Genomic DNA, 17,982 nt, shown 5'->3' with positions numbered 1-17,982 from the left:
TTCGAATCTAGTTTTCAGAGAACGATCTCTGAAATGTAAGCTACGCGTTTGGTGGCGATGGCGGAGGGGTTCCACACGTACCCATCCCGAACACGACCGTTAAGCCCTCTAGCGCCGATGGTACTTGGACCGCAGGGTCCTGGGAGAGTAGGACGCCGCCAAGCAATCTAAAGACACACTTGATCACATCGAGTGTGTCTTTTTTATTTTAATCCTAAATACTTGTATAAACCTTAACAGCCCTGGTAAATAACCAAGGCTGTTTTTTTATTTCAATATTTATGAGAATGTTAAATAACTTTAAATGGTTCATTTCTCTATCATCGATTTAAGTACAACATCTGTCTATACTTTCATTTGGTTGCAAGCCTCCCCAAGGATTGTAAGGGAGTTCTGCAATGCATGCTGGGTTTCTGAATCAATGATGACGCCTTGTTTGTTCATTTTCAATGTAATATGAGGAATGGTTATACAGCCCTCCTGTAGAACTTGTGCATTGATCATGTTTAGTGTCAGCAATAAGGAATCATGGGCTTTGTCACCTCCCATGGGGCTTGGGGAAGCAGCGATGGCAATGGTGGGTTTATTGAGCCATTCTCCAGAAGATACAACCCAATCTAGTGCGTTTTTTAAGACCCCGGGAACGCCATTTCCATACTCTGGCGTGCAGATAAGGACACCGTCCGAATGCTTAAGTTGGGCTCTCAAGTTCTGTACGGACACTGGACCCTCCTCGACATCGAGGTCAGGGTTAAAATGCGGCAGATCATTTAATCCGTCATATACTTCAAACTTAAGGTTAGTGTGAGCCAGCTTAATCATGGCGTGCATTAGTAACGTATTGGAGGACTGATTGCGGAGACTTCCGGAAATGGCAAGGATATTTAATTCTTTTTTCATGGATATAGATCAACTCTATTCTTTAGTAATGTAGGGCAATTTGCTTATTTTCCTCCTGTTGCAATGAACTGTCTATAGAAAACGCATATAATTAAGACATTCTTCATGTTAATCAGGAGATATCCACAATTCTTCATCAAAAATGCATGCGATAGTTTGTATTACTCTGGGTAATAGGATGAAGAGATCACTTAATATAAACAACTAACGAAAGAATCATCATAAATATTTTATAAAATTAGTACCAAGTACTAAGACTTAGTGCTATAATGATAAAAAACAAGTGAGGTGACTACCGGTATGAATCATCAATCAAAGGCAACCATCACGGCAATGGGGACGTATGTACCGGATCGAATATTAACGAATGCTGATCTGGAGAAATTGGTCGAGACAAGTGACGAATGGATTGTACAGCGTACTGGTATGAGAGAACGGCGAATTGCAGCTGAAGATCAATTTGTATCTGACCTGGCTACGAAGGCTGTAGAAGATATGATACGTCGTTATGATGTAAGTGTAGAAGATGTGGATATGATCCTTGTGGCTACAAGTACACCTGAATATGCTTTCCCAAGTACCGCATCCAGAGTACAGGCTAGTCTTAAGATCCCACACACGGGTGTACTGGATTTAAATGCTGCATGCGCAGGTTTTACCTACGGGCTACAACTAGCTGACAGTCTGGTGACCAGTGGAATGTACCGCAAAGTACTGGTTATTGGAGCAGAGACGTTATCCAAAATTACGGATTACACAGACCGCACGACTTGTGTATTGTTTGGTGATGGAGCGGGGGCCTTCTTGGTGGAGAGATCATCGGTTGCTGAGGGTGACTTTATGGCAGCCATATCAGGTACACATGGAGAAGGCGGTGTACATCTCTATAAGAGTGGTCTGTCTTCGGAGATGAATGGTGTGCCTTTACAGGGCGAAGGTTGTTTAGTTCAGAATGGGCGAGAGATTTATAAGTGGGCTGTACGGACGATTCCAGAGCAATTGGGTAAACTTATAACGAAAGCTGAATTAAGCCCTGACCAGATTGACTGGTTTGTCCCGCATAGTGCCAACATGAGAATGATTGAAGCTGTTTGCGAACGTGGTCCGGTTCCTTTGGAACGTACTTTAACCAGTGTCGAGTATCGGGGGAACACATCTGCTGCTTCCATTCCGCTTGCTTTACAGCTTGCAGTGGATGAAGGGAAATTGAAAGAAGGACAGAACGTAGCTCTCTTTGGCTTTGGCGGTGGTCTGACGTACGCAGGTCTGGTGCTGAAATGGAGCGTGCCAGACAAGGTTCAGGAATGAGTAACATACGACGGTATGCAATACAAAAATAAATAGAGAACATAAAAGAGACCACCCAAACTTCATGCAGTCATGAAGAAGGTGGTCTCTTTAGTGGGTTAACTCGTTTCAAAAAAGTGATATGATTGCAATTATTTTTTGTGTTAACCGGAACTGCTTAATCCCGTAAATATTTTACGGCGTAAGCTTAGGCGCTTGGCGGTGATGTGTACCTTGTTCGTAGCTGTAAGCCAGCTTGATCAAGGTACCTTCATCAAAGGCACGACCCAGGAACTCCATGCCTACGGGCAAACCATCAGTTGTGAAACCGGCAGGTACAGTGATGGCCGGGAAGCCGGAGAATGGACTCAGACGGTTGTTACCACCGGAGTTTTGTCCTTCGCCAATAACACCAGCGGCTTGTGTGGACGTAGGATAGATGATGGCATCCAGATTATTATCTGCCATAACTTTCAGCAGGGACTCACGTGTAACTTGGGTACGTTTCAGGACGATGTCCTTGTATTCGGTAGTCTCCAACGTTTGGCGTGCATCCCGAGTCTTCAGGGATTGCTCCTGAGATTTGTCGAACTCTCCGGAAGCGATGATCTCGGACAGACTGTGATATGGAGCGTTTGCACCCAATGAGTCTAGATAGTCATTCAGTTGGAACTTGAATTCATATCCGCTGAGACTTGGGTATTTGTTGATCTCAGTCAAGTTCGGGATGGAAATGGGAACTGCGGTAGCGCCCAGTGTCTTCAGTTCTTCCACAGCGGTGTTGATCACGTCAGCAACGGCTTTTTCTTCAGCTTTGGTACTTGGGATGAGTTCTGTGGCCACACCGATGCGTGCACCTTTCAGTCCGTTTACATCCAAGAAGTCTGTATAGCTGGATGGAATTTTGCCAACCGCGTAGGCTGTAGCGACATCCTTTTTATCATAGCCGGCTGTAGCATCCAACATGATTGCAGCGTCACTAACCGTACGAGACATAGGCCCACCTACATCCTGTGTCAAAGCCAATGGGATAATGCCTTCACGGCTGGACAGTCCGATGGTTGGGCGGATACCCACAAGGCTGTTGAAGCTGGATGGGATTCGGATCGAACCACCAGTGTCAGTCCCCATGCCGGCTGCGGCAAAGTTAGATGCAATGGCTGCACCTGTTCCACCGCTTGAGCCACCTGGATAATGGTCCAGGGCGTATGGGTTAAGCGTTTGTCCACCCAATGAGCTGGATGTCGTGATGCCAAATGCGAATTCATGCAGGTTTGTTTTGCCCAAAATAATGGCGCCAGCTGCTTTGAGTTTCTTCACTTGTTCAGCATCATGAGCTGGAATGGAATCTTTCAGACAGATACAGCCTGCGGTTGTCGGCATGTCATTGGTATCAAAGTTATCTTTGACCAGAATGGGAACGCCATGCAGAGGCCCGCGAGCACCTTGAGCTGCACGTTCTTCATCCAATTGCTCCGCAATTTTGAGCGCATCCGGGTTCAGCGTTAATACGGCGTTGATGCTTACACCTTGATCATCGTATTTGTCAATGCGGTCCAGATATTTCTGAACCAGCTCTTTTGATGTCAGTTTTCCTTGCGTCATTGCAGTCTGGAGATCCATGATGGTTGCTTCCTCCAGGACAAACGGTTTTATGTAGTTATAAATGCGGTCTTTCAGTATGGAGAGGTCATTCTCGGTAAGTACAGCGTTTGGAAGGAAGAGGGAATCGGTATAACCTTTCATTAGCCCAGCAGTATTCAATGCACCAACAGCACCTGCGAAAGTGGCTTCATCCGGGACATCCTTGAATGATTCGGTAGTCGAATCCAGCTTGAGCCATTGTTGCAAGGCGACCGCAGCATCTTTACGTTGTACGGTTGTGCCGGAGAGCTTGTCCATGGTAAAAGGAACACCTGCAAGTGTAGCCGCTTCTTCCATAGCCTGAACAAATGCTGCCGGAGTAGCAGGCGCTTTTCCTTTGGATACAGCTGCTACTGTTGTTTTACTCGTAGGCGTTGCCGTTGCAGCTGATGCCGAAGGTACCGTTCCTCCCCATGTTGTGGCAACAACAGCACCTGCCAGTAACAAAGCCCCACTTTTTTTCAATACAGATCCATGATAAGTCATGCATCCACGCTCCCTTCCTGTGTCTCATTGATGTGTGTAGCAGCGATTCTGTTTCTATGCTTTTGACACATTGTATAGTTATGTCAGGTAATCTTACAAGGTTTATATTTATCCAAAAAAACGTATACATCAATACTTTACAGTGTTAATACTTATTCATGCTTCTGTTTACATGTACTCAGAAAAACTATTACATATTATAATGTAAAGAAATATAACACGAACTCGATATGTTGATTAAACATGAGGTTACAGGAGGCGAGTAGTTAGGAAGTAGAGATGACAGAGCATACCTTTAGTGTGAAATGATATAATGAAAAGATAGTGATAAAAGAGACATAACGTTCTACCAGAGAGGAAGAGATATGAAGTGAAGACATTGGTACTCGCAGAAAAACCATCTGTAGCACGCGAAATAGCCAGAGTTATGGGTGCGCGTGATAAACATAAAAGTTATATGGAAGGCCCGAAATATATCGTTACCTGGGCGCTTGGACATCTGGTTGGATTAGCTGAACCCGAGGATTACGACATAAAGTATGCAACATGGAATCTGGAGGACCTACCCATTCTGCCAGATCGTACGAAATTGAAAGTACTTAAAGAGACCAATCATCAATATAAAGCCGTGCAGCAGTTAATGAAACGTCAGGATGTGGGTGAGCTTGTCATTGCGACGGATGCAGCCCGTGAGGGAGAATTGCTGGCCCGTTGGATCATGCAGATGGCAGGGTGGAAAAAACCTTTTAAACGCCTGTGGATTTCATCCCAGACAGATAAGGCGATCAAAGACGGATTTGCTTCGCTGAAACCAGGTAGTCAGTTCGACCGTCTTTATGAATCTGCACGCTGCCGGGCGGAAGCCGACTGGATGATTGGACTTAACGTGACCCGTGCACTAACCGTTCGTTTCAATGCACAGTTATCTGCTGGACGTGTACAAACCCCGACATTAGGCATGATTATGGATAGGGAAAATGAAATTACCGGTTTCCGCTCGCAGGAGTATGAGACGTTAACGGCAGATTTGGGAGATTTTCAGGCTGTGTGGCGGGCAACTGGGGGAGATTCGCGAATCTTTGACCCTCAGGAAACGCAGGAATTGAAGAAACGGGTAGATGGGCGCAAGGGCACGATTGCCCAAGTGAAGAAAAGCGAGAAAGTAGAGCCGCATCCACTGGCATATGATCTGACGGAACTGCAACGGGATGCCAACCGGAAATATGGTTTCTCTGCAAAGCAAACATCAAATGTCCTGCAACGTCTGTATGAACAGCACAAGCTTGTGACGTATCCGCGTACGGACAGTCGATACCTCACTTCGGACATGACAGCTACGTTGAAAGAACGGCTGGATAGTGTAGCCATTGGACCTTATGCGTCTTTGGCACGTCCTTTGCTGCGCAAAAATCTGGATATCACCAAACGTATTGTGGATGACAGCAAAGTTACGGATCACCATGCGATTATCCCCACGGAGCAGACGGTGCTTTTGAATCAATTGAATCCAGAGGAACGCAAACTGTACGATCTGATCGTACGTCGTTTTATCAGCCTGTTCTATCCGGCAGCGAAGTACGATTCGGTTGCAATCACGGTTCAGGTGGGGAATGACTCCTTCCATGTTAAAGGTACAACGGCGAAAGAAAGTGGATGGCGTGAAGTATACGGCGGTGATTACAGCGATGATGACGATGACCGTACTGATGATGCAGCAGACCATGAGCGTGCGCTTTTGCCAGATGTGCAGCAAGGGCAGTCCGTGACGGTTCAGCGTTGCCATATTAAAAGTGGACGGACGATGCCGCCCAAACGGTATACCGAAGCTGCTTTGCTTTCCCAGATGGAAAAGCATGGACTCGGCACTCCAGCTACACGTGCGGATATTATCGAGAAGCTGGTCAGTTCCGATACAATAGATCGTCAAGGCAACAGCATGCATCCAACCGGTAAAGGGAAACAGTTGATTGAACTGGCTGCCCCGCAGCTTCGTTCACCGGATCTGACTGCCCGCTGGGAAGCTGAACTGGAACGCATCGCTCGTGGGCAAGGGAAACCGGGGCCGTTTCTGGATAGTATCCGATCCATGGCAAAAGAGTTGGTGTCTACGGTAAAAGGCAGCAAAGCAGAGTACAAGCCGCATAATGTGTCCAATAGCCATTGTCCGGACTGTAATGCACGTTTGCTGGAGAAGAAGGGCAAGCGCGGCAAGTTTCTTGTATGTCCTACCGAGGACTGCGGGTATCGTCGTTCGGCAGAAAAGAGACTCTCCAATCGTCGTTGTGCGCAGTGCCACAAAAAGATGGAAATCAAAGAAGGTAAGGCGGGGTTATACGTACAATGTCTACCTTGTGGTATTACAGAAACGTTGGATAAGGACAAACAGCATGTGAACAAACGCGATCAGCAAAAGCTGGTGAAACAATATGCGAAGCAGGAGTCCATTGGGTCTAACCTTGGAGATCTGCTGAAGGCGGCTATGGAGAAAAAGGGAGAGTAACACGCTTGAGGGTAGTTGAAGTCGTATAAGATCCTCCGTTTTCAGGCAACGTAAGCCAAGGAGGTGATACCTACATGCCGCATAACAAACCAGAGAAAATTCATAACCAGCAAAACAAAGACAGTATTCGGGAAGAGAGTATCGCTGTGCGCCCGGACAAAGCAGCCAAAAGAGCACCAAGCCTGAACGGTATTCCAAAACAGGAGTCCTAGGTTAGAGCGAGGTTAGCGTTATTACACAAAATTGCGGTTCCCTATCCGGTGCGTTGAACATGTCTCTGATGAGGACTATAATGGAGACAGGGAGATGTCCCGGGACAGGGGGATCGCTAGAATTATATGCAAACCGGACTTATATTGTGGTTTTTATTTATTAATGTAGTTGGTTATCTGGTGATGTCGGATGATAAGAGGCGTGCACAACAGCGTCGTGACCGTACACCTGAACGGACGTTATTCTTATTAGCATTTATAGGCGGTGCTTTGGGAGTCTGGATCGCGATGTATCGGAAAAGGCATAAGACTAAACATCCAAGCTTCACCATTGGCATTCCATTGTTGTTATTCTTGAATGCGGTAATCTATGGTTACTTTATTCAATGAACACATGGAACACATGCGTAACCATTCGAACAAGACTTACGCTGAAGTGAAAGGTGTATCATTAATTCGTCTGATATGTAAATTCATTCGTATAAATGGTTCATTGTGGCTCTGGAACGTTTAAGGAGTTACATGGTTCTGTTATTTAACTGTTAGTTTATTACATGTCAGACCGATGCTTGCTTCGCGTGCTCTACATATAAAGGAAGGGACGGGATTCACATGTTATTTTCCAAAATATTAGTGGCTTATGATGGTTCCAAAGCTTCAAATAAAGCACTTGATCGTGCGATTGAGCTAGCTAAAGTGTCCCCAAATGCAGTACTGGATGTCATTCATGCTTTTGATTTCCCGCGTGTATTCATCGGTGAGGGGTTGGCTCCACTGCCACCTTCACTTAATAATGACTACTACAATCTGGCTGTGCAGACAACAGATGAAGCGAAAGAACGAATTCAGGCTGCGGGTGTAACGGCCAATGTGGATCTGATTCAAGGAGCGGCAGCGGAAGTGTTGCTTGATTTTGCCAAAGAAAATGATTCTGATATCATTATTATTGGTAGCCGCGGACTGGGTGGTATTCGGGAATTTGTCCTGGGTAGTGTCAGTCACAATGTGGTGCAGCATGCGCAGGTTCCAGTACTGATCGTAAAATAATGGATGAAGTGTGTACGCACTGAAAAGCAGGAAGCCGGTTGTCTTCGAGAGATTGAAGAGGAGCCGGCTTTCTTTTATGGGATGAAATGGATGGTTAAGCGAATTTAAAGAAGCAATTCCCGAACATTATATTTGTCAATATGTTAAATGTTCGTCTTTAAGTTGACATTAGCTGTAGGGGATTGTTAGAATGTTAGATGTGTCGATCAGGTAAGAATAAGGTCGAGTAGGAACGAAATGTGTAATAAGAGATTACAAAAATGAACGAAGATAGTTTGATAGATATTTGCTCGTATAACGCCGGGAATAGGGCCCGGAAGTATCTACCCGGGAACCGTAAATTTCCGGACTACGAGGAGATACGGCTGAGAGTCGCATGCAACCAGATGCGGACAGCAAGCCCCCTTTTGGCATGCCCAAATGAGGGATACGTATTTCTTGGAGTCCGGTGTCCGGAGAAAATGTGATGTTTTCGCGGGTAGCGGATTTTTTCATTTCACACGTAATAAGAGTTCCTTAATAGTCAGATGTAATCAAAAAAGCGCAGACGGGAGTTGGATGTATTCATGTCACTGCAAGTCGCTGTAATTATGGGCAGCAAGTCGGATTGGGAAACGATGAAACATGCGTGCGAGGTGCTGGACGAACTGGAGATTGGGTATGAGAAAAAGGTGGTCTCCGCCCATCGTACACCGGATCTGATGTTTGAATACGCAGAGCAGGCGATTGATCGAGGATTTAAGGTGATCATTGCAGGGGCAGGCGGGGCAGCACATCTACCTGGTATGGTTGCCGCCAAAACGATGCTTCCAGTCATTGGCGTACCGGTTCAATCCAAAGCATTGAACGGTCTCGATTCCTTGTTGTCCATTGTTCAGATGCCTGGTGGTATTCCCGTCGCAACTGTGGCGATTGGCAAGGCAGGGGCAACGAATGCAGGATTGCTGGCAGCTCAAATAATCGGTGCTTTTGACCCGGATGTCCAACGTCGCTCTGAAGCTCGCCGAGAGCGCATCAAACAAGAAGTACTCGAAAGTAGTGAAGAACTATGAATAGAGCAGGGAACCAATCCGGTATAGCAGGAGAGCTAAAAAAAGTCCTGCCGCCCGGGAAAACAACCATCGGCATTCTTGGAGGCGGACAGCTCGGACGGATGATGACGCTCGCAGGAACGGCAATGGGGTATCGATTCGTTACTCTTGATCCCGCTGCGGATGCACCTTGTGGTCAAGTTGCTCGTCAGATTGAAGCTGGTTATGACGATGCCAAAGCTGCACTTGAACTGGCTCGGCAATGCGATGTCATTACGTATGAATTCGAAAATGTAGATGCAGAAGTGGCTGGGCTGCTTGAACGTGAGTCTTACGTTCCGCAAGGAAGTGCGTTACTGTACACCACACAACATCGGTTGCGTGAAAAACGTGCGATCGAAGCCGCCGGAGTGAGAGTCGCGCCTTATCGGGAAATCATAAGTGCGGATACGATGCTTGCTGCTGTTAGCGAACTTGGAGTGCCCTGTGTACTGAAGACGGTGACTGGAGGCTACGATGGCAAAGGTCAACGGGTCATCCGGGAAGCAAGTCAGGCTGTTGCGGCATACGAAGAACTTGCGGCTACTGGTGCGGAACTGGTGTTGGAACAATTCATCAAGTTTGAATGCGAAATATCGGTCGTTGTAGCGCGTAGTACAAATGGGGAGATCAAAACGTTCCCGCCAGCGGAGAACATTCATGTGAACAACATTTTGCATGCTTCAATTGTACCGGCTAGAGTTGCCGCAGATATCCAGATTGAAGCGCAAAAGCTGGCAGCAGCGGTGGCAGAATCGATGAAGGCTGTTGGACTGCTGGCTGTGGAACTGTTTGTAGCGGCGGATGGAAGACTGTACGTCAATGAGCTGGCACCAAGACCGCATAATTCTGGTCACTATACGATGGAAGCTTGTGCGACTTCTCAGTTCGAACAACATATCCGTGCCATCTGCGGGTTACCACTTGGGGACACTTCGTTATTGAGTCCGGTTGTTATGGTCAATGTGCTTGGAGAACATCTGGAAGGCATTATCGCCAGAACAGGGCAACCTGATGTAGAAGCGATAGAGCTCGGTGTGATTCCCAAGCTTCACATATATGGTAAAACCGAAGCAAAAACAGGACGTAAGATGGGGCATGTGAATCTGCTCTGTCAGGATGTTGAAGAAGGATTGCAATGGATTGAACAAACTAATCTCTGGAGGAATACAAATTCATGATTGAACGTTATAGCAGACCCGAAATGAGAGCCATCTGGACCGAAGAGAACAAATTCCAATCGTGGCTGGAAGTTGAAATTTGTGCATGTGAGGCGTGGGCCGAACTGGGTGTTATCCCTAAGGAAGAAGCTGCATTGCTTCGTCAGAACGCATCTTTTGACATCGATCGCATCTATGAGATTGAAAAAGAAACACGTCATGACGTTATCGCATTTACACGTACGGTATCTGAAAGTCTGGGTGCGGAGCGGAAATGGGTGCACTACGGACTGACTTCCACGGATGTCGTAGATACGGCTCTAGGTTATGTATTGCGTCAAGCGAATGAGATTCTGGAAAAGGATATCGTGAATTTCATTGAAATTCTTCGTGAAAAAGCATTGGCTTATCAGCACACACCAATGATGGGACGTACGCACGGTGTGCATGCGGAACCAACGACATTTGGACTGAAAATGGCATTGTGGCATGAAGAGATGAAACGGAACCTGGAGCGTTTCCGCCATGCAGCAGACAATGTACAATACGGCAAAATCTCAGGCGCAGTTGGAACATACGCGAACATCGATCCGTTTGTTGAAGAGTTTGTCTGCGAGAAGCTGGGCACGAAACCTGCGCCGATCTCGACTCAAACATTGCAACGTGACCGTCACGCAGAATATATGGCTACACTGGCGTTGATCGCAACGTCCCTGGACAAGTTTGCTACAGAGGTACGTGCGCTACAGAAGAGTGAGTTCCGTGAAGTGGAAGAAGCTTTTGCTAAAGGTCAAAAAGGATCTTCTGCGATGCCACACAAACGTAACCCGATCGGTAGTGAAAACATCTCCGGTCTGTCCCGCGTCATTCGCGGACATATGGTATCCGCATACGAGAACGTAACGCTCTGGCATGAGCGCGACATCTCACATTCTTCTGTAGAACGTATCATTCTACCGGATGCAACGATGCTGCTGAACTACATGCTGAACCGTTTTGGTAACATCGTGAAGAACCTGACGGTATTCCCTGAAAACATGAAACGCAACATGGAGCGCACCTACGGGGTACCATTCTCCGGTCGCATCATGACAAAGCTGATCGACAAAGGTTTCAGCCGCGAGCAAGCATACGATACCGTTCAACCACGTGCGATGCAAGCATGGGAAGAACAACGCCAGTTCCAGGATATCGTGAAATCCACACCGGAAATTACGGAAGTGCTGAACGAAGAAGAAATCGCAGATGCATTCAACCCGTCATGGCACCTGAAGCACGTTGACACCATCTTCAAAAAGCTCGGCTTGAACGACTAATATATTAAGGTTTTGAATTATTCTACTCTCTAAAAGTATAGGTTGATTATGTGTTCACGCTGGAACGGAGAAGGCAGAAAAAACCTGAAGAAGCAAAGCGCTCGCCTTTATCACCGGATTTCCCCCTTGAGAAAGGGATCAGAAAAATCCGGGGATAACAGCGATCGGAAGGTTATTCTGCATTCGGAGTGGCCCCGCGTGATGAGGGGAATTGGACGTATACTTTACATCTCCTGAAAGAAGGTGAGCCCATGGCACTGTCCACTGCGGCAGATCTCGTTAAAGCACCTCTGTTATATAAAGGAAAAGTACGTGAATTGTACGATCTGGGTGAACATTTTCTAATCGTGGTTACCGACCGAATCTCGGCATTTGATTACGTGCTGGACCCGGCGGTTCCCGAGAAAGGAAACGTACTGAATAAACTCAGCAGCTTTTGGTTCGAACTGACGGGTGACATGATGGAGAATCACGTCGTTCATACCGATGTGAATCAACTGGGTGATCTCATCACAGACCCTGAATTGCTCAAAGACCGCATCATGGTAACCCGCAAAGCAGAACGCATTGATATTGAATGTGTCGTGCGTGGATACATCACGGGTGGGGGATGGAGACAATACGAGACGAGTGGTGAAGTGAATGGCATTAAACTGCCTGATGGACTTCGCAAAAACGCCAAGCTCGAAGTTCCTATTTTCACACCGGCAGCCAAAAACGATGTTGGTCACGATGAGGACATCCCAATGGATCGCATGAAAGAACTGGTGGGAGACGCACTCGCAGTTGAGCTTCAGGAAAAAAGCCTGCACCTGTACGAATTCGCCCGTGATTACTGTGATCAGCGTGGCATCATTCTGGCAGATTGCAAATTCGAGTTCGGCATCGTGGATGGCAAGGTCATCCTGATTGACGAAATCTTCACCCCAGATGCTTCACGCTTCTGGGCCAAAGAGAATTATGAACTCGACATCGAGATCGACAGTATGGATAAAGAGCCAGTGCGCACCTATCTCGCCGGAACCGATTGGGACAAGAACAGCAAACCTGATCCACTTCCACAAGAGGTAGTAGAGACAACAACCGCAAGATACGTCGATATTTATAACCGTTTAACGAAATAATAAAGTTTAACGTTTGAGTGAGAGGCTATGGGAAAGTTTGAGGAAGCTAACGTTTGAGCGAGAGGCTATGGGGAAGTTTGGCTTTCGATCGCTGTTGCCCCCGGAATGTTTTGATTGGAATCCTTTTTTCAAAAGGAAACATTCCGGTTGCAAAGGCGAGCACTTCGTTTCTCTAGCTCAAATCTTTCCCTCCGCCAGTGACAAACTGGGGGATGAGGCAATTGAAGACCAAGACTTCTCTTCATATACAGGAAGTCTACAAATATAAAAATAATAAGGTTACTAAAGTAACTTAAAGACCATTCACTAGTTTCACGTAATGGTCAGTCTAGACCATTACACACCGTGCAACGTAAAGGTTTAGGCCTTTAAAAAACGTCACATGGACTAGCGGAGGGGCGGAATTGTTCTTAAAGGAGCGATAGCGTTCGCCTTTGTCCCCGGGTTTTGACCGCACAGCGGTTCAAAACAATCAAAAAACCGGGGGACAACAAGCGACCGGAAGAACAATCCGCCCCGGAGCAAGCGCCAGACCCCCATTTTTAACAGCATAAAGCATTTATCCCGTTCATTACTGAGGAGGAACATAAGGATCATGATCAAAGCAACCGTATATGTCACTATTAAGCAAAGCGTACTCGACCCGCAAGGCGTAGCTGTTCAAGGAGCCCTGCATTCCATGGGATTCAATGAAGTGGAAAGTGTACGGATCGGTAAAGTCATGGAATTGAACCTGGATACAACAGATCGTGCGGAAGCGGAGAAACGTTTGAAAGTCATGTGTGAAAAGCTGCTGGCCAACACCGTTGTTGAAGATTACCGCTACGAATTGGAGGGTTAATCTCATGAAATTTGCAGTTCTTGTGTTCCCTGGCTCCAACTGCGACATCGACTGTTACAAGGCAGTGGAAGATGCGATTGGACAAGAGGTTGATTATGTATGGCACACGGCTACAGATCTTTCGGCTTATGATTGTATTTTAGTTCCGGGTGGTTTCTCTTATGGTGACTACTTGCGTTGCGGAGCGATTTCCCGCTTTGCACCGGTAATGAACGAGGTAGCGAAAGCTGCTGAACAAGGTAAATATATTTTGGGTATTTGCAACGGATTCCAGATCCTGACGGAAGCGGGATTGCTTCCAGGTGCATTGATCCGTAACACTTCCCTGAAATTCCGTTGTCACGATACGGTATTGAAAGTGGCGAACGCAGATACACCATTTACACGTGACTATGCACCCGGCGAAGAGATTATCATCCCGATTGCTCACGGTGAAGGCAACTATTATTGCGACGAGGAGACGCTGGCGAGTCTGCAAGCGAACAACCAGATCGTATTTACGTATGGTACCAACCCGAACGGCTCTCTGGGTGATATTGCAGGAGTCTGTAACGAGGCTGGAAACGTGGTCGGCATGATGCCGCATCCAGAGCGTGCAGTGGATTCACTGTTTGGTTCGGAAGACGGCAAACGTATGTTTACATCTATTTTGAAAGCATGGAGGGATCGGCATGACGCAGCAGCTATCCGCTAAGGAACCAACAGCAGAACAGGTCGCAGAACATAAACTTTACGCACAAATGGGCGTATCTGACAGCGAGTATGAGCTGATCTGTGAGTTCATGGGGCGTAAGCCAAACTACACGGAAATTGGTGTGTTCAGTGTAATGTGGTCCGAGCATTGTGCTTATAAAAACTCCAAGCCATTGCTGCGCCGTTTCCCAACCACTGGACCACGTGTCCTGATGGGACCTGGTGAAGGTGCCGGTATCGTGGATATCGGTGATAACCAGGCCGTTGTATTCAAAATTGAAAGCCATAACCATCCTTCCGCGGTTGAGCCATATCAAGGTGCGGCAACAGGTGTGGGAGGCATTATTCGTGATATTTTCTCCATGGGTGCAAGACCAGTAGCCATACTGAACTCCCTTCGTTTCGGTAAGCTGGAGAGCGATCGCGTTAAATATTTGTTCGAACATGTGGTAGCGGGTATTGCTGGATACGGTAACTGTATCGGTATTCCTACCGTTGGTGGCGAAGTGATGTTTGATGAGAGCTATGAAGGCAATCCACTGGTTAACGCCATGTGTGTGGGTCTGATTGATCATGACAAGATTCAGCGCGGCGTAGCTAAAGGTGTAGGTAACCCTGTGTATTATGTTGGTCCGCCAACAGGCCGTGATGGAATTCATGGAGCAACCTTTGCATCGGTTGAATTGACGGAAGAATCCGAGTCCCAACGGACAGCCGTTCAGGTCGGTGACCCGTTTATGGAGAAACTGGTGATGGAATCTTGTCTGGAATTGATCGACACGGGAATCGTGCTGGGAATTCAAGATATGGGTGCCGCTGGTCTGACATGTTCGAGTGCAGAGATGGCAAGTAAAGCGGGTAACGGTCTGGAACTGTATCTGGATCAGGTACCACAGCGTGAAGAAGGCATGACACCTTACGAGATGATGTTGTCTGAGTCCCAAGAACGGATGTTGTTCGTCGTTGAGCCGAAGGATGAGGCGCAGGCGATGGAAATCTTTGAACGTTGGGGCGTAATCTGTGCCAAAGTTGGTAAAGTAACGGATGATGGTCGTCTGAAATTGATCCACCACGGCGAAGTGGTCGGAGATATGCCGGTAACGGCTTTGGTTGACGAATGTCCAGTGTATGACAAACCTTCTTCTGTACCTGCCTACTACGAGCAAAGTGCTTCCATCGACACGCTTCGTTATGACGAAGTGTCGGATCTCGGCGGAGCACTGAAACAAGTGCTGGCATCACCAACAGTAGCAAGTAAAAAATGGATTTATGATCAATATGACTACATGGTGCGTACAAGCACTGCCGTTCGTCCGGGTTCGGATGCAGCCGTAGTTACGATTCGTGGCACACGCAAAGGTCTCGCGATGACAACGGACTGTAATGGACGTTATGTGTACCTTGATCCTGAAGTTGGTGGACGGATTGCCGTAAGTGAAGCAGCGCGTAACATTGTATGTTCCGGTGCTGAGCCACTGGCGATTACGGACAACCTGAACTTTGGTAACCCGGAGAAGCCGGATATTTTCTGGCAAATGGAGAAAGCGGTAGACGGTATGGCAGAAGCTTGCCGTGTGCTGGATACGCCGGTCATCGGTGGTAACGTAAGTTTGTATAACGAAAATGCCAAAGGCTCCATCTATCCAACGCCAGTTGTCGGTATGGTAGGTCTCGTTCATGATACGGATCATATCACGACACAAGCATTCAAATCCGAAGGTGATGTCATCATCCTCCTCGGTGAAACAAAAGCTGAACTGGGTGGCAGCGAGCTGCAATACGCGGTTCATGGTCAGACGGAAGGTCGTCCACCAGAACTGAACTTGCAAACGGAAAAAGCATTGCTCAGCACCGTGCTGGAAGCTATTCAATCCGGTCTCGTTCGCTCGGCACATGACTTGTCTGAAGGCGGCTTGGCTGTTGCACTCGCAGAGTCTTGCATCAGCGGTAACGTAGGAGCACAGGTGAATGTCGAGACTGCATTGCGTGCAGATCACGCCCTATTCAGTGAGAGCCAATCCCGTATCTTGTTGTCGGCTACGCCAGAGCAAGCGGGTAAACTTGAAGCATTTGTACGTGAGCGTGGTGTACCTGTAGCTGTGATTGGACGTGTAGAAGGAAGTAACCTGACGATTGAATTGAACGGAACATCAGCCGTGAGCGAACCTGTAGGAGGTTTGGCTCAGGTCTGGGAGGATGCGATTCCATGTCTCATGAACTGACGACAGGACCGTTGTGGACAGGCGATTATTATAATGAAGGGTCCGGCAAGGAAGGACTCGACAAATTGAAGGAAGAATGCGGCGTGTTCGGGGTGTTCAGACACCCTGACGCGGCTTCGCTCTCCTATTATGGACTGCATGCGCTGCAACATCGGGGCGAAGAAAGTGCAGGAATGTGTGTGAGTGATGGCAGCCAGTTTAATTATCATCGCGGCATGGGTCTGGTGAAGGAAGTGTTCACCAAAGACCTGATGCAGACGTTGACCGGGGATATTTCCATTGGACATGTCCGTTATTCAACAAGTGGTGACAGTAAATTGACGAACGCACAGCCTCTGGTATTCAAATACCGTGATGGCGATTTGGCGGTAGCGACCAACGGAAACATTGTGAATGCACCAACGATCCGGCGCGAGCTGGAGCAGAGCGGGTCCATTTTCCAAACAACAAGTGATACCGAGGTCATTGCGCATCTAATTGCACGATCCTCCAAAGGGCTTGTGGAAGCGGCAAAAGAGGCGTTCCAACGCATTGTGGGTGGTTATGCATTTCTGATCATGACCAATGACAAACTCCTCGTGGCTTCCGATCCGCACGGACTTCGTCCGCTGACGATGGGTAAGCTGGGAGATGCATATCTATTTGCATCTGAGACGTGTGCACTGGAAACAATTGGCGCAGAGTTAATCCGTGACATTGAACCGGGTGAACTACTTGTGTTGGATGCAGATGGTCTACATGAGGATCGCTTTGATCATGACATACACCGCAAGGCATTATGCGCGATGGAATATATTTATTTTGCTCGTCCGGATAGTGATATGAATGGTACGAACCAGCATGCGGCCCGTAAACGGATGGGAAGCCGGATGGCGATTGAGTCGTTTGTGGATGCGGACTTGGTTACGGGGGTACCAGATTCCAGCATCTCGGCGGCCATTGGATATGCTGAACAGACAGGTATTCCGTATGAAATGGGTATGATCAAGAACAAATACACCGGACGTACGTTTATCCAGCCAAGCCAGGAATTGCGGGAACAGGGCGTGAAGATGAAGCTGAGCGCTGTGCGTCGTGTTGTGGAAGGCAAACGTGTGGTTATGATTGACGACTCCATCGTACGGGGAACAACTTCCCGACGGATCGTGAACATGTTGCGTGATGCAGGAGCTACCGAGGTTCATGTGCGCATTACATCACCACCTTTCAAAAACCCGTGTTTCTATGGTATTGATACGCCTGACAGCCGTGAATTAATTGCTTCACAGTTGTCGGTGGAAGAAATTTGCCGTGAAATTAATGCGGACTCCCTGGAGTTCCTCAGTCCCGATGGACTGATTGCATCGATTCAGGGAGATAATCAGGATGATCCTAAAGGCGGACTATGTCTCGCATGTTTTGATCATGATTACCCAACCCGCCTCGATTTTGGCGGCGAGGAAAAATTCGGCTGCAGCTGTTAGCCTTATAGCCCCGCTTT

The 17,982-nt window shown here is 47.5% G+C and carries 15 protein-coding genes, 1 rRNA gene and 1 riboswitch; of the genes, 14 read left to right on the top strand and 2 right to left on the bottom strand.

The annotated features are described in order from the left end of the window. Positions 1–47: 47 nt before the first annotated feature. A 5S ribosomal RNA gene (gene rrf / locus MKY28_RS22325) occupies positions 48–164 on the top strand. A gap of 181 nt (positions 165–345) precedes the next feature. On the opposite strand, the gene MKY28_RS22320 is transcribed toward rrf, so the two are convergent. Beyond that, entirely contained in the window at positions 346–900 is a 555-nt protein-coding gene (locus MKY28_RS22320) for an NADPH-dependent FMN reductase (protein ID WP_340937052.1), read from the bottom strand. Positions 901–1,200: 300 nt separating this feature from the next. Between MKY28_RS22320 and MKY28_RS22315 the strand changes: the two genes are divergently transcribed. Further along, positions 1,201–2,208, top strand: a complete 1,008-nt coding sequence (locus tag MKY28_RS22315) for a ketoacyl-ACP synthase III (RefSeq protein WP_340937051.1) — start codon at positions 1,201–1,203, stop codon at positions 2,206–2,208. 174 nt (positions 2,209–2,382) lie between these two features. Here MKY28_RS22315 and MKY28_RS22310 read toward each other — a convergent pair whose 3' ends face one another. Next, complete coding sequence (locus MKY28_RS22310) at positions 2,383–4,317, bottom strand: amidase family protein (RefSeq protein ID WP_340937050.1); 1,935 nt, start codon at positions 4,315–4,317, stop codon at positions 2,383–2,385. Positions 4,318–4,687: 370 nt separating this feature from the next. Between MKY28_RS22310 and MKY28_RS22305 the strand changes: the two genes are divergently transcribed. The 12 genes from MKY28_RS22305 to purF all read left to right on the top strand — a co-directional run bounded on the left by MKY28_RS22305 (position 4,688) and on the right by purF (position 17,965). Continuing rightward, positions 4,688–6,817, top strand: coding sequence for a DNA topoisomerase III (locus MKY28_RS22305; RefSeq protein WP_340937049.1), 2,130 nt, complete (start codon positions 4,688–4,690; stop codon positions 6,815–6,817). Positions 6,818–6,891: 74 nt separating this feature from the next. Continuing rightward, on the top strand, positions 6,892–7,029 hold the full coding sequence (locus tag MKY28_RS22300; RefSeq protein WP_017690703.1) for a hypothetical protein: 138 nt from the start codon (positions 6,892–6,894) through the stop codon (positions 7,027–7,029). Between the two features lie 126 nt (positions 7,030–7,155). After that, positions 7,156–7,419 (top strand): DUF1294 domain-containing protein, encoded by a 264-nt coding sequence (locus MKY28_RS22295; protein ID WP_017690702.1) that lies wholly within the window; start codon positions 7,156–7,158, stop codon positions 7,417–7,419. A gap of 222 nt (positions 7,420–7,641) precedes the next feature. After that, on the top strand, positions 7,642–8,076 hold the full coding sequence (locus MKY28_RS22290) for a universal stress protein (protein WP_047840488.1): 435 nt from the start codon (positions 7,642–7,644) through the stop codon (positions 8,074–8,076). A 270-nt stretch (positions 8,077–8,346) separates the two neighbouring features. Beyond that, positions 8,347–8,448: riboswitch (purine riboswitch) on the top strand. A 194-nt stretch (positions 8,449–8,642) separates the two neighbouring features. After that, complete coding sequence (gene purE, locus MKY28_RS22285; protein WP_339258764.1) at positions 8,643–9,128, top strand: 5-(carboxyamino)imidazole ribonucleotide mutase; 486 nt, start codon at positions 8,643–8,645, stop codon at positions 9,126–9,128. After that, positions 9,125–10,327, top strand: coding sequence for a 5-(carboxyamino)imidazole ribonucleotide synthase (gene purK, locus MKY28_RS22280; RefSeq protein ID WP_036668401.1), 1,203 nt, complete (start codon positions 9,125–9,127; stop codon positions 10,325–10,327). Before purE ends, purK begins: the two co-directional genes overlap by 4 nt. Next, positions 10,324–11,622, top strand: a complete 1,299-nt coding sequence (gene purB, locus MKY28_RS22275; protein WP_036668399.1) for an adenylosuccinate lyase — start codon at positions 10,324–10,326, stop codon at positions 11,620–11,622. The genes purK and purB overlap by 4 nt, the downstream gene beginning before the upstream one ends. Positions 11,623–11,873: 251 nt before the next feature. Beyond that, the gene (locus MKY28_RS22270) at positions 11,874–12,746 is read left to right on the top strand and encodes a phosphoribosylaminoimidazolesuccinocarboxamide synthase (RefSeq protein WP_340937048.1); all 873 of its coding nucleotides are present in this window, start codon (positions 11,874–11,876) and stop codon (positions 12,744–12,746) included. Between the two features lie 595 nt (positions 12,747–13,341). After that, positions 13,342–13,587: a phosphoribosylformylglycinamidine synthase subunit PurS gene (gene purS, locus MKY28_RS22265; protein ID WP_017690695.1), complete on the top strand. Its 246-nt coding sequence runs from the start codon at positions 13,342–13,344 to the stop codon at positions 13,585–13,587. Between the two features lie 4 nt (positions 13,588–13,591). Further along, positions 13,592–14,281: a phosphoribosylformylglycinamidine synthase subunit PurQ gene (gene purQ, locus MKY28_RS22260; RefSeq protein ID WP_036606071.1), complete on the top strand. Its 690-nt coding sequence runs from the start codon at positions 13,592–13,594 to the stop codon at positions 14,279–14,281. Beyond that, complete coding sequence (gene purL, locus MKY28_RS22255; RefSeq protein ID WP_036668395.1) at positions 14,259–16,502, top strand: phosphoribosylformylglycinamidine synthase subunit PurL; 2,244 nt, start codon at positions 14,259–14,261, stop codon at positions 16,500–16,502. The genes purQ and purL overlap by 23 nt, the downstream gene beginning before the upstream one ends. After that, positions 16,487–17,965 (top strand): amidophosphoribosyltransferase, encoded by a 1,479-nt coding sequence (purF, locus tag MKY28_RS22250; protein WP_340937047.1) that lies wholly within the window; start codon positions 16,487–16,489, stop codon positions 17,963–17,965. Before purL ends, purF begins: the two co-directional genes overlap by 16 nt. Positions 17,966–17,982 lie beyond the last annotated feature (17 nt).

It is taken from the genome of Paenibacillus sp. FSL R5-0473 (genome assembly GCF_038004565.1).
In the GTDB taxonomy this organism is placed as follows: Bacteria; Bacillota; Bacilli; order Paenibacillales; family Paenibacillaceae; genus Paenibacillus; species Paenibacillus amylolyticus.
The sequence above is the reverse complement of the archived record's forward strand: the minus strand, read 5'-3'. Positions and strand labels throughout refer to the sequence as shown.